Source organism: Polaromonas sp. P1_F8, assembly GCF_056405635.1.
This window is the reverse complement of record NZ_JBFUBS010000004.1, coordinates 1-13,466: the sequence shown is the minus strand read 5'-3', so window position 1 is coordinate 13,466 and position 13,466 is coordinate 1. Positions and strand designations below refer to the sequence as shown.

Annotated in this window: 10 protein-coding genes; all 10 read left to right on the top strand. The window is 56.0% G+C overall.

Annotated features, from left to right (window positions below; translation table 11 throughout):
• The first annotated feature begins 158 nt into the window (after positions 1 to 158).
• Positions 159 to 1,319 (top strand): ADP-forming succinate--CoA ligase subunit beta, encoded by a 1,161-nt coding sequence (gene sucC, locus AC1D1J_RS14975; protein ID WP_477695091.1) that lies wholly within the window; start codon positions 159 to 161, stop codon positions 1,317 to 1,319.
• Between the two features lie 16 nt (positions 1,320 to 1,335).
• The gene (gene sucD, locus AC1D1J_RS14970; protein ID WP_477687549.1) at positions 1,336 to 2,229 is read left to right on the top strand and encodes a succinate--CoA ligase subunit alpha; all 894 of its coding nucleotides are present in this window, start codon (positions 1,336 to 1,338) and stop codon (positions 2,227 to 2,229) included.
• A 146-nt stretch (positions 2,230 to 2,375) separates the two neighbouring features.
• Positions 2,376 to 3,077 carry a TerC family protein gene (locus tag AC1D1J_RS14965; protein WP_457282071.1) on the top strand — a complete coding sequence of 234 codons (702 nt, stop codon included), beginning with the start codon at positions 2,376 to 2,378 and terminating at the stop codon, positions 3,075 to 3,077.
• Between the two features lie 322 nt (positions 3,078 to 3,399).
• On the top strand, positions 3,400 to 6,120 hold the full coding sequence (locus AC1D1J_RS14960; RefSeq protein ID WP_477695090.1) for a CHASE2 domain-containing serine/threonine-protein kinase: 2,721 nt from the start codon (positions 3,400 to 3,402) through the stop codon (positions 6,118 to 6,120).
• Positions 6,121 to 6,133: 13 nt separating this feature from the next.
• The gene (locus AC1D1J_RS14955) at positions 6,134 to 6,919 is read left to right on the top strand and encodes a Stp1/IreP family PP2C-type Ser/Thr phosphatase (RefSeq protein ID WP_457282073.1); all 786 of its coding nucleotides are present in this window, start codon (positions 6,134 to 6,136) and stop codon (positions 6,917 to 6,919) included.
• Positions 6,920 to 6,956: 37 nt separating this feature from the next.
• A complete protein-coding gene (locus AC1D1J_RS14950; protein WP_477687547.1) occupies positions 6,957 to 7,616 on the top strand; it encodes an FHA domain-containing protein in 660 nt (219 codons plus the stop codon).
• A gap of 59 nt (positions 7,617 to 7,675) precedes the next feature.
• A complete protein-coding gene (locus AC1D1J_RS14945; RefSeq protein ID WP_477687546.1) occupies positions 7,676 to 9,925 on the top strand; it encodes a CHASE2 domain-containing protein in 2,250 nt (749 codons plus the stop codon).
• Between the two features lie 36 nt (positions 9,926 to 9,961).
• The gene (locus AC1D1J_RS14940; RefSeq protein ID WP_457282076.1) at positions 9,962 to 10,753 is read left to right on the top strand and encodes a 3',5'-cyclic-nucleotide phosphodiesterase; all 792 of its coding nucleotides are present in this window, start codon (positions 9,962 to 9,964) and stop codon (positions 10,751 to 10,753) included.
• Positions 10,750 to 13,155 carry a GspE/PulE family protein gene (locus tag AC1D1J_RS14935; protein WP_477687545.1) on the top strand — a complete coding sequence of 802 codons (2,406 nt, stop codon included), beginning with the start codon at positions 10,750 to 10,752 and terminating at the stop codon, positions 13,153 to 13,155. Before AC1D1J_RS14940 ends, AC1D1J_RS14935 begins: the two co-directional genes overlap by 4 nt.
• Before the next feature lie 172 nt (positions 13,156 to 13,327).
• Positions 13,328 to 13,466 (top strand): pilin (locus AC1D1J_RS14930; protein WP_477695361.1); only part of this gene is annotated, 139 nt, incomplete at its 3' end.

Genomic DNA, 13,466 nt, shown 5'->3' with positions numbered 1-13,466 from the left:
CAAGAGTTGTGCGTCGCACCATGATACAGTTCTGCGTTGCTGCCTGCAGTGACCGCCGACGTGGTTTTTTGGGCCGGTGTGGCCTGTTTCCGACACCCCATTCCTCTGCCCAAATCCCTGTTGCACCCCCCTCTTTTACTGAATTCTGAAGGTCTTTCATGAAAATTCACGAGTACCAGGGCAAGGAAATCTTGCGCAATTTTGGTGTGCCAGTGCCGCGCGGCATCCCGGCCTTCACGGTGCAGGAAGCGGTGGAAGCCGCCCAGAAGCTAGGTGGCCCGGTGTGGGTGGTCAAGGCCCAGATCCACGCGGGCGGCCGCGGCAAGGGTGGCGGCGTGAAAGTTGCCAAGACCATCGACGACGTCAAGCGCATTGCCGGCGAAATCCTCGGCATGCAGCTGAAAACGCACCAGACCGGCCCTGAAGGCCAGAAAGTCCGCCGCCTCTATATTGAAGACGGCGCCGACATCCAGAAGGAATACTACGTTTCGGCCGTGACCGACCGTGAGTCGCAAAAGGTGGCCTTCATCGCCTCCAGCGAAGGCGGCATGGACATCGAAGAGGTGGCTCATTCCAACCCTGAAAAAATCATCAAGGTGTTTGTCGATCCGCTGGTCGGTATGACGGATGCCCAGGCGAAGGAAGTCGCCGCCGGCATCGGCATGCCTGCGGACTCCGTGGCGCAAACCGTCGATATCCTGCAAAAGCTCTACAAGTGCTACATGGAAACCGATGCGTCGCTGGTTGAAATCAACCCCCTGAACCGCAACGGCAAGGGCGAAGTCATGGCACTGGACGCGAAGTTCAATTTCGATGCCAACGCGCTGTTCCGCCACCCCGAAATCGTGGCCTATCGCGATCTGGACGAAGAAGACCCGGCCGAAGTCGAAGCCAGCAAGTTCGACCTGGCTTACATCAGCCTGGACGGCAACATCGGCTGCCTGGTCAACGGCGCAGGCCTGGCCATGGCGACCATGGACACCATCAAGCTGTTCGGTGGTGAGCCGGCCAACTTCCTGGACGTGGGCGGCGGCGCAACGGCTGAAAAAGTCACCGAAGCGTTCAAGATCATGCTGAAGAACCCTGATGTCAAAGGCATCCTGGTCAACATCTTCGGCGGCATTATGAAGTGCGACACCATCGCCGACGGCGTGATCACCGCCTGCAAGGCCGTGAACCTTTCGGTTCCACTGGTCGTGCGCATGAAGGGCACCAACGAAGACCTGGGCAAGAAGATGCTGGCCGATTCTGGCCTTCCCATCATCGCCGCAGACACCATGGCCGAAGCCGCGACCAAAATCGTCGCTGCTGTCAAATAAGCCCGGAGCCAAGAACATGTCCATCTACATCAACAAAAACACCAAAGTCATCACCCAGGGTATCACCGGCAAAACCGGTCAATTCCACACCCGCATGTGCCGCGACTACGCGAATGGCAAAGAAGCTTTTGTGGCCGGTGTGAATCCGAAGAAAGCCGGCGAAGACTTCGAAGGCATCCCGATTTTTGCCAACGTGACCGAAGCGGCTCAGGCCACGGGTGCGACGGTTTCGGTGATTTATGTGCCGCCCGCAGGCGCTGCCGCCGCCATCTGGGAGGCTGTTGAAGCCAACCTGGACCTGGCGATCTGCATCACCGAAGGCATTCCGGTCAAGGACATGCTGGAAGTGCGCAACCGCATGAAAGCCAAGGAAGCTGCCGGCGGCAAGAAAACCCTGCTGCTGGGCCCCAATTGCCCCGGCCTGATCACACCTGAAGAAATCAAGATCGGCATCATGCCCGGCCATATCCACCGCAAGGGCCGTATCGGCGTAGTCAGCCGCTCCGGCACGCTGACCTATGAAGCTGTGGCGCAATTGACCGAAATCGGCCTGGGCCAATCGAGTGCTGTCGGTATCGGCGGTGACCCGATCAATGGCCTCAAGCACATTGACGTGATGAAAGCCTTCAATGACGATCCGGACACTGACGCCGTCATCATGATCGGCGAAATCGGCGGTCCCGATGAAGCCGAAGCCGCCCAGTGGTGCAAGGCCAATATGAAAAAACCGATCGTTGGCTTCATTGCTGGTGTGACTGCCCCTGCCGGCAAGCGTATGGGTCACGCGGGTGCGCTGATCTCCGGTGGCGCCGACACGGCGGATGCCAAGCTGGCCATCATGGAGGCTTGCGGCTTCACCGTGACGCGCAACCCGTCGGAAATGGCCAAATTGCTTAAGGCGCTGCTGTAAGCCACCAACGAAAAAGTGATTTAAAAACTTGACCGCGGTCAAGCAGGTAAGCAGTAATACCAATCGGGATTGGCCTATTGCGGCTTAGACTCTCCAAAACAAAAAAGCGCTTCCCGGCGCTTTTTTAATTCATAACAGGAGCTGCCATGTTTTTCGGACTGGACCTCGCGTCCCCCCTCTTCTGGAGTGCTTTCGGCTCCATCCTTCTTGCCAACATCGTGCTGTCTGGCGATAACGCCGTGGTAATTGCCATGGCTGCGCGCACACTCAAACCCGAGCAGCGCGGCAAGGCGATCTTCTGGGGCAGCGCCGCCGCGATCGTGATGCGTATCGTGCTGACGATCGTGGCCATTCAGCTGTTGAGCTTGCCGTACCTGAAGATGATAGGTGCGGTTCTGCTGGTCTACATTGGCGTGGACCTGCTCAAGGGCGAAGAAGATGAAGACGGCGAGGGACACGAGATCAATGGCATGGCTGCAGCCATCCGCACCATCCTGATTGCCGATCTTGTGATGAGCCTGGACAACGTTCTGGCAGTCGCAGCAGCCGCCAAGGGCAACCTCCCGTTGCTGGTACTGGGTCTTCTGGTGAGCATCCCGCTGATTATTTTCGGCGCCACCTTGTTGACCAAGGTGATGGAGCGCTTCCCCATCATCATTACCATCGGCGCAGCTCTTTTGGGCTTTCTGGCGGGTGAGATGCTGCTGACGGATCCCGCGGTAGTGAGCTATTTTGGTGCCGTTAGCGACCATACGGTGACTGCCGGTGGGATTGTGGGTGCCGTGCTTGTGGTGGCTCTGGGCACCTACCTGACCAAACGGCAGCAGACAAAGGCGCCTTCCGCCTGAACTGGCGTACGGCCCAGCCGCCGCAGCCCCCCTTTGGCGGTTAGGGTCGTTTCTTAGCGTTCGCCACCTGCTGCGGACCGGATGCGCACCGCGCATACCAGAAAACCACTTATTTGCAACAGTCGGCACGCTTGCGGTGCAGAAGTCGCTTGTCCAGCTGCACCCCGTCTGTTAATGTCCATTGTCAGGAGACTTGTAACCTGCCGAAACAGTCGGCGGGTGGTATCCGGCGCACGAAATTTGCTGCCGGAGGAGCGATAGTACAAAGCAATTACAAAAATGGCTGGGGCTATGCATAGCGAATCAGGACAAGGGACGGGAAGTGGCCAAAACATCTAGGAAATTGAGTCAGTTCTGGCGGGCCGACTGGTTTGTGGGCGTTCTGGTGGTGCTGGCCGTCCTTTTTTTGCATGGCCTGACGGATTTTTTCGGCACACTTGAGCGCCGCTATTATGACTATGCGAGCACCAGCAGCAATCGTCAGCCCTCAGACCGCATAGCGGTCATTGCGATTGACGACCAAAGCATCAAGAATATAGGTCGTTGGCCCTGGCCCCGTGACGTCCACGCGCAGCTGATAGACCAGTTGACAGCTGCCAAGGCCAAGACAATTGTCCACACGGTGTTTTTCTTCGAGCCCCAAACCGACCGAGGTCTTGCTTTTATCCGCAAGATGAAAGAGGTCCTTGGCGACCCAGCTGTCGCGCAAACCGGCATTGGTGAACAATTGGGCAAGGTGATTGCGGATGCCGAGGTGGCGCTGGATAGCGATGCCAAGTTGGCCGCCAGTATGGCCCGTGCCGGCAATGTGCTTGTCCCCTCGGTATTCAACCTGGGCGAGCCGTTGGGCAAGTCAGACAACCCATTGCCGGCCTATGCGCTCAAAAGCGCTATTGACGAGAATAATGGTTTTTCCACCGCAGCAATACGGGGCACCCAGCCGATTGAAGCCATAGGCAATGCCGCCGCCGGTATAGGCCACCTGAACCAGATACAGGATCCCGTTGATGGGGCAGTTCGCCAGGAGCCGCTGCTTGTCAATTATTACGGCAAGGGTGTGCCTTCAATGGCGCTGCTGGCTGCCGCAAAAAGTCTCAACCTCAACACCTCTGATATCAAGCTCAACGTGGGGGAGTCGGTGCAAATCGGCAAGCTCCGAGTGCGCACCGACGAGTCGGCCCTGATGTTGCCGCAGTTTTATAAAGGCAGCGGCGGCAAGCCTGCTTTTGCGGTTGACTCCTTCTATGACGTGCTGACTGGCAAAATCCCTGCCACCAAATATGCGGACAAGATTGTCGTGATCGGCGCCACGGCGCAGGGCGTGGGTAGCCTCTTCACGACGCCGGCCGGTCCGGGGCTGTCACCAGCAGAGACCATTGCACATATCACTTCCAGCATCCTGAGTGAACACTTCATTGTCCAGCCGACTTGGGGTGTCTGGGCTACGTTGGCTGTTCTGCTTGTGGTTGCTGCTTACCTTATCGCCGGGTTGCCTCGCCTCTCCGCTGGTAAGGCTGCAGTCATCACGTTGGCACTGTTCCTTGTGTTGCTGGTGGTTGAGTTCGGCTTGCTGTCGGCGGCCGCGACCTGGCTCAAGTTCGTCTTTCCCGCAGCCCTGCTGGTAATCGGCCACCTGGCGTTGACGACCAAGCGCTTCCTCATGACCGAAGCCGGCAAGCTCAAGTCCGACGAGGAATCGGCCGAGACCAATCGCATGATGGGTCTGGCGCTGCAAGGTCAAGGCCAGCTCGACATGGCGTTTGACCGCTTTCGCCGCGTGCCCTTCACCGATGCGCTGATGGACAACATGAACAACCTGGCGCTGGATTTCGAGCGCAAGCGCCAGTTCAACAAGGCTCAGGCCGTGTACGAGTACATGGCCACCTACAACAAGAACCACAAAGACCTGCAGTCCAAGCTCAATCGGGCCAAAAACCTGTCGGAAACCGTCATTTTGGGCGGTGGCGGCGCGCACCCGGGCGGGACCATGCTCCTTGACGGCGGGGGTGTTGAAAAGCCCATGTTGGGTCGCTATCAGGTTGAAAAGGAATTGGGCAAGGGCGCCATGGGCGTGGTGTACCTCGGCAAGGATCCAAAGATTGGCCGTGTCGTCGCCATCAAGACCATGGCCTTGAGCCAGGAGTTCGAGGGCGAGGAGCTTGACGATGCGCGGGAGCGCTTCTTCAGGGAAGCCGAGACCGCTGGCCGGCTGCAGCACCAGAACATCGTCACGATTTTTGATGCAGGTGAAGAACACGACCTGGCATTCATTGCCATGGAGTTTCTGAAGGGCAAGGATCTGGCAGATGTCACCAAGGACGGCCATTTGTTGCCGGTCCCGAAGGTCCTGTCCATCGTGGCACGGGTGGCTGAAGCCCTGGCTTACGCGCACAAGCAGAATGTGGTGCACCGGGACATCAAACCGGCCAACATCATGTATGAAATCGAAAGCGATACGGTGAAGGTGACCGACTTCGGCATCGCCCGCATTACGGATTCAAGCAAAACAAAGACCGGTCTTGTATTGGGGACGCCCAGCTTCATGTCGCCGGAGCAGATTGCCGGTAAAAAGGTCGACGGGCGCTCGGACTTGTATTCGCTGGGTGTCATGCTCTTTCAGATGCTGGCTGGCGTGTTGCCATTCCGTGGCGATTCCATGGCCGAACTGATGTACAAGATCGCGAACGAAGAAGCCCCCGATATCCGTATCATCCGTAAAGAGCTGCCGGCGCGGCTGGCCGAGATTGTTGCGCTGTCTCTGGCCAAGAAGCCGGAGTTGCGGTATCAGGATGGTGATCGATTGGCGACAGATCTGCGCGCTGTCATTGCCACAATGGAAGGTACTGCACCGGCCCCATCGTTTGCGCCTCAACAGGGTGCGCCAGCAACCCAATTTGACGCCACAGTCGTGCAATCAGCGGCTATACCAGCTGCTGGCCCGAAGACCTATGATGCGACCCAGGCCGTGAATGTCGACGGCACGCAGACATTTGAGAAAACCGTGGTTTCCAAAGCACCTGCTGCCGATACCGACACCCAGTGATCACACGAACAAGATGAACTACGAGATTTGTACACATACCGACCCGGGGTTGACGAGGGACAACAACGAGGATGCGGTTGCTTTTGATGCTGCGACGCGGCTTTGCATCCTGGCGGACGGAATGGGTGGCTATAACGCAGGTGAAATTGCAAGCGGCATGGCTGCCGCTTTCATCAAGTCGGAAATGGGCCGTTGGCTTTCCCAGGCGGGCAGGCATGCCAATGCCAAGGAAGTGCGCCGGGCTCTGGAAATCTGCGTGGAAAATGCCAATCATTCGATCTTCAACGCGGCGAACTCCAACCCCCAGTACGCGGGTATGGGTACCACTCTGGTGGTGGGGGTGTTCCAGGACGGGCGACTGATGCTGGGTCATATTGGCGATTCCCGTTGCTATCGCCTGCGCGGCCAGGAACTGCAGCAAATCACCAAAGACCACTCGCTGTTGCAAGAACAGATTGACGCCGGGCTGATAACTCCCGAGCAGGCGCTGACTTCCCTGAACAAGAACTTGGTCACACGCGCCTTGGGCGTCGAAGACACGGTGCTGGTTGAGGTCAACGAGCATCGTGTGGACGCGGGGGACCTTTATCTGATGTGTTCGGATGGGCTCTCGGACATGGTTGCGGACCCGGGCATTGCGGCTATCCTTACAGGCGCAGGGACCTTGGAGCAAAAAGCGAAACAGCTGATTGTTGCGGCGAATGAGGCTGGTGGACGCGATAATATTTCCGTACTGTTGGCATACGCGAAAGAAGACTCGACCAAGCGCGGCCTTTTGTCCAGAATGCTGGGAAAATAGCGATGACTGAAATATTACAAACAGACAGGAGTCGGCCATGCCGAAAATGATCGTCTCTATTGACGGCGTTGTGATCAAGGAAGTCCAGTTGACGAAAGACCGGACTTCTTTGGGCCGTAGGCCCTACAACGACATCGTCATCGACAACCTAGCTGTCAGCGGGGAGCATGCCGTTTTGCAAATGACCGGCAACGAGGTCTATCTAGAGGATCTCAACAGCACCAATGGCACCTATGTCAACGGGAAGGCCGTCAAAAAGCTGCTGCTGCAGAATAGCGATACCGTTGAAATTGGCAAGTACAAAATCAAGTACGTCAACGAAGCTGCGCCCGCAGGCTTTGAGAAGACCATGATTATCAAAGCCGGCTCTGCCGGTCTTGCGCCCCCGGCGCCGACAGGTTCGCCGGCGGCATCAACTGAAGCCGGTGGTGCGGGCCTCACGGCGGCGATCAAAGTGATGTCAGGCGCTGCAGCTGGCCGTGAAGTGGCATTGGTGAAGGTAGTCACAACCATCGGAAAGCCCGGGGTCGCAGTGGCCGCCATTACCAAGCGGCCTCAGGGTTTTGTCGTTGCCCATGTGGAGGGCACAGGCAAGCCGACGCTTAACGGAGCCCCCATCGGGGCAGAGCCGGTTGTCCTGAAAAATGGGGACATGCTTGAGCTGGCCGGAACGCAAATGCAGTTCGTCCAACACTGACATTGGTGTTGAGCGGTCTCGCACCAAGCGGACCGCAAGCACCCTTCAAACGAGGTCGCATGAGACTCCTCTCCCGGCACTGGCCTCGTATCGCCGTCACGCTGATTCCGCTGGTGTTTGCATTGATGCATGCCAGTGGGGTCGCTCGCATTGGCGTTCTGCAAAGGTTGGACGACATCATCTACGATGCACGCCTGCGCGCGACCATGCCGCATACGCTGGACGAACGCATTGTTATCGTTGACATCGATGAGAAGAGCCTTGCGGAGGTGGGGCGGTGGCCTTGGGGCCGTAACAGGTTGGCGGAGCTGGTCGAAGAGCTGCAGGATCGTCAAAAAACGGCGTTGTTGGGGTTTGACGTCGTATTTGCCGAAGCCGACGAAAGCTCGGGTCTAAAGCGGCTCAAGCAGCTTGCACAGGCGGAACTGAAAGATCAACCGGGTTTCTCGGAAAAACTCAGCCAGCTGCAGACCAGCCTGGATTACGACGCGGTTTTCGCGAAAGCGATCGAAAAACGCCCCGTCGTAATGGGGTATTACTTCACCAGCGACAGAGATGGCCGGGTCAATGGAGTTTTGCCGCCACCGGTTATGGGCAGCGATGCGCTTGGTGGCCGTCCTATCAAATTCACCAGCTGGAACGGATACGGGGCCAACATAGAGTTGCTGGCCAAAGCGGCCCCTTTGGGAGGTTTCTTCAACTCCATTACCGAGGGCGACGGTGTGGTGCGTTCTATTCCCTTGCTGGCGGAGTTCAAGGGGCAGTACTACGAGTCATTGGCGCTCGCCATGTTTCGCACGCTTGCGGGTTTACCCAAGGTCGAGCCTGGTTTTCCGCAGGAAAAATTCCTGACCCGAAACTATCAAGGGCTGGAAAGCATTCTGCTCAAGCAAGGCAACAAAACCCTGGCGATTCCGGTCGATGATCGCGTAGCCACTTTGGTGCCCTTCAGGGGTAATGGTGGTGCCAACGGCGGCTCTTTTCGGTATATCTCCGCGGCGGATGTCCTTGCCAAACGCCTTGCGCCTGGCACGCTGAAGGATAAGATCATCCTGGTCGGCACCACAGCGCCCGGCCTGCTCGATTTGAGAGTGACTCCGGTGGGGGAAACCTATCCGGGGGTGGAAACGCATGCCAATGTCATCTCCGGTTTCCTTGACGGGAAGGTATTCGTCAAGCCCGACTACGCCATCGGATTCGAGGTAGTCATCCTGCTTTTTTCGGGGCTGACGCTGGCTTTTGCACTGCCCCTGCTTTCAGCATCCCGTGCGGTGCTGGTCAGCCTGGCGGTGATTGCCGCCATAGCCGGCTTGAATTTCTGGCTTTACTCTGGTTACGGTCTTGTGCTGCCGTTGGCCAGTGCGCTGGTTATGGCTTTGACCGCATTTGCGTTGAACATGAGTTATGGATATTTCGTGGAAAGCCGATCCAAGCGGGAGTTGGCCCATCTGTTCGGCACCTATGTACCCCCCGAACTGGTTGACGAGATGGTGAAAGATCCCGACAGCTACAGCATGAAGGCAACGACCAAGGAGTTGACTGTCATGTTTTGCGACATGCGCGGGTTCACCAAAATGTCGGAGTCGATGGAGCCTACCCAACTACAGGCATTGCTAAACAGTGTTTTCAGCCGGCTGACAGATTTGATTCGCAGCAATCGAGGCACCATTGACAAATACATGGGTGACTGCGTGATGGCTTTTTGGGGGGCCCCTGTCGATACGCCAGATCATGCTGGTCTTGCAGTCAAAACGGCACTCGAGATGTCGAATGCAGTCAAGAAGATCAACGAGGAACACAAAATCAAGGGTTTACCCGAGATTGGCATAGGTATCGGTGTCAATACAGGCACGATGTGTGTAGGTGACATGGGTTCGGATATCCGCCGCAGTTACACCGTGATTGGCGATTCCGTGAATCTGGGTTCGCGTCTGGAGGGGCTGTCAAAAACCTACGGGGTGGACATTGTGGTCAGTGAGTCAACCCGAAAGCAGGCGAATGATTTTGCATGGCAGGAACTCGACAAGGTTCGCGTAAAAGGCAAAGATCAGGCGGTTTCCATTTTCTGGCCGTCGGTGCCGGTAGACCAGATCGATAAGGACATTGCGGCTGAGCTGAAAACCTGGGGAATGGCGCTAAAAGCTTACCGCGCGCAGGATTGGGATCAATGCGATGTGCAATTGCTCAATTTACATCGGATAAATGGCAAAAAGTTCCTTTACCGGCTGTATGCGGAGCGTGTAGCCTCTATGAGGCTGTTGCCTTTTGATCCGGAATGGGATGGCGCAACCAATTTTGAAACCAAATAGCACAACCCTCCAAGTCAAGGCCAACCGGAAAATCTCATGAAAGTACGTGTACTCGGCTGCTCGGGAGCCATTGCCAAAGACTGCCGGACCACGTCTTTTTTGCTTGACCATGATTTGTTGGTTGATGCCGGTACGGGAGTTGGAGATCTCACGCTGGATGAGATGGCTGGTGTTGACCATGTTCTGTTGACGCATTCGCACCTCGATCATGTGGCTGCGCTACCGTTGATGGTGGACGCCATTGCCGCCCGGCGCACAACACCTATCCAGATTCATGCGCTGCAGGGCACGATTGACGCACTGAAGGCGCATATTTTCAACAACACCATTTGGCCCGATTTTTCCCGCATTCCCAGCCCCGAGGCCCCGTTTGTCAGTTTTCACCCTCTCGAAATCGGACAAACCTTGTTATTGGCTGGTAAGCAAATAGAGGTTCTACCTGCCGTGCATACCGTTCCGGCTGCAGGCTACGCGGTGGCCACGGGCAAGGGATATTGGGTGTTCACGGGCGACACAGAGCAGAATCCGGCTCTGTGGGCCCGTATTAATCAGATAAGGGTTGCCATGCTGGTCATCGAAACGGCATTTAGCAATCGCGAGCGCGACCTTGCCAAGCGGAGCCTTCATCTTTCTCCTCATGCGCTTGCCAATGAACTCGATTGTATCGAGCGAGGAAACAGTTATCCCATCTACATTACCCATACCAAACCGGCCGAGACCGACCTGATCATGGCCGAGATACAGCGTTTTGACCAAACCCGCCCGTTTGGCCCGAATGTATCGCACGACATCCGGTGGTTGAGGGCGGGTCAGGAGTTTGAGCTATGAGTGCCGTATTGCAACGTGACCCCCAGGATGAGTTTTTTGACTCGCAGATGCTGCCTCCTCAGGAGCGCGGCGTTACTTTTGAGGCCTTGTATTTTCGGCAGCTACAGCTGGTCACCACACGGATTCACGAGACGGAAAATGTTGAGCAGATCATGCTCGAAGCCAGCCAGGACATCTGCAAGCTTTTTAATGCAGACCGGTTGACGCTTTATGCTGTCAACGAAGATCGCAGTTCCATTGTTTCCAAGGTCAAAACGGGGCTTAATACCAGCCGTGACCTGAAACTCCCGGTCAGTGCGCAGAGCATTGCGGGCTACGTTGCCATGGCTCGCCAGATGGTGAATATTGCGGACGTCTACGATGAAGAGGCGCTGAAGAAAATTCATCCTGCGTTGAGTTTTCTCCAGGAAGTTGACAAGCGATCCGGGTACAGAACCAAGCAGATGCTGGTGGCTCCCGTCATGGACGGAGATACGTTGTACGGCGTGCTGCAGGTTATCAACAACCGGAGCGATCAGCCTTTTGGAAAGCTTGAGGAGGACGGCGCACTGCAGCTGTGCAAGACCTTGGGCATTGCCATACGCCAGCGCATGCAAAGAGCAGGGGACAGTCAAAGGCGCAAAGCCACCAAATACGACGGTCTCGTGACCGAGGGCGTGTTGTCCCAGGAGGAGCTGCAGCAATGCATCTCCCAGGCTAGGGAGGAAGGCAAGTCGGTCGAGCACATGCTGATGGCCAGTTTCCATATCCGGCCCATTCAGATCGGTGCTTCGCTCGCCAAGTTTTTCGGCGTTCCCTACGAGCCATTCAATGCCGGGCGGATCCGTTCGGAAATGCTTCACGGGGCATTGAAACGGGACTTCATTGAACAGCAGGGCTGGATTCCATTGGAAGAAACCACGGACGGCTTGGTGATCATGTGTGTGGATCCAGAGGCCGTGCGGGGTGCACGCGTAGTTCCGCAGGTGTTTCCCCGTGTCTCCAAATTTTCCTATCGTGTCGCAACCCAGACGGAATTTGAAGAAACACTGGGGCAGCTGTTTGGTGCGGCTGCAGAAGGCAGCTCCATCGACCAGTTGCTCGCGGACATGGACTCGCCACTGGACAGCGAGTCTGGTGATGACTCTTCCCTGGAGTCTGCGGCGGCCGACAACGAGCTGGTCAAGTTTGTCAACAAGGTCATCATCGACGCGTATAACCAGAAGGTGTCGGACATTCATATCGAGCCCATGCCCGGAAAAGCCAAAACCGGTATCCGGTTTCGCATTGATGGTACCTTGCAGCCCTACATCGAAGTGCCGGCGCAGTTTCGCCAGGCCATGGTCACGCGGCTCAAGATCATGTGCGATCTTGATATCTCTGAAAAACGCAAACCGCAAGACGGGAAGATCAAGTTCAAAAAATACGGCCCACTCGACATCGAATTGCGTGTGGCCACGATTCCCTCAGCCGGTGGCGTGGAAGATGTGGTTATGCGGATTTTGGCCGCGGGCGAACCAATTCCACTTGAAAAACTCGGGCTGACGGCGCACAACAAAGAGCGACTGGAAAAAACCGTTTCTAAACCCTATGGCCTTTTCTATGTATGTGGTCCCACGGGCTCCGGCAAGACAACGACGCTGCATTCCATCCTGAAATTTCTCAACACGCCGGATACCAAAATCTGGACCGCCGAAGACCCCGTGGAAATTACCCAGAAGGGTTTGCGCCAGGTGCAAATCAACCGGAAGGCAGGCATCGACTTCGCGCTGGTCATGCGTGCATTCTTGCGGGCTGATCCCGACATCATCATGGTCGGTGAGTCTCGGGACAAGGAAACCGTGGCCATGGGGGTGGAAGCCTCACTGACGGGTCACATGGTTTTCTCGACGCTGCACACAAACTCTGCCCCTGAATCCATCACCCGCTTGTTGGACATGGGCATGGATCCCTTTAATTTTGCGGATGCACTGTTGGGCATCCTGGCCCAGCGCCTGGCTAAAAAACTCTGTGATTGCAAAGAGGCCTATCAACCAAGTGCGCAGGAAGTCAAGGATTTCATCAAGGAATACTCGGAAGAACTGCGCAATACCGAAGCATGGAAGGCCGATCCCGGTGGCGAGTCACAAAAGCTTTATGAAGACTGGATGGAACGATACGGAAAAGATGACAAACTAACCTTGTACCGAGCGGTTGGCTGTGACAAATGCAATAAAACCGGCTACAAGGGCCGCGTGGGTCTGCATGAGCTGATGATTGCTGACGATGCTGCCAAAAAACTGATCCAGGAGCGGGCTCGCGTAGCGGAGCTATTTGCAAGCGCGGTCAACAGCGGCATGCGCACGCTCAAGATGGACGGCATGGAAAAAGTACTCATGGGCCTGACAGATTTGAAGATGGTCCGATCTGTCTGCATCAAATGACGAAAATGTCGTTGAATTTAGAGACGTGAGTCAAAAGGGTAAGTTTTTGGGTCTTTTGAAGCCCAAAGTCACGAAAAAGAAGATATTTCAATATTGGTATAAAAACTGCTTTAACTGTTTAACTTGCTGTAATTATTTAAATTGATGTGACCATCCTTACCCAGGAGTATTTATGAAACGTTCAATGCAAAAGGGTTTTACCCTGATCGAATTGATGATCGTCGTGGCGATCATTGGTATCTTGGCCGCTGTGGCTCTGCCTGCTTACCAGGACTACACCAAGCGCGCCAAACTGTCGGAACTGATTTTGG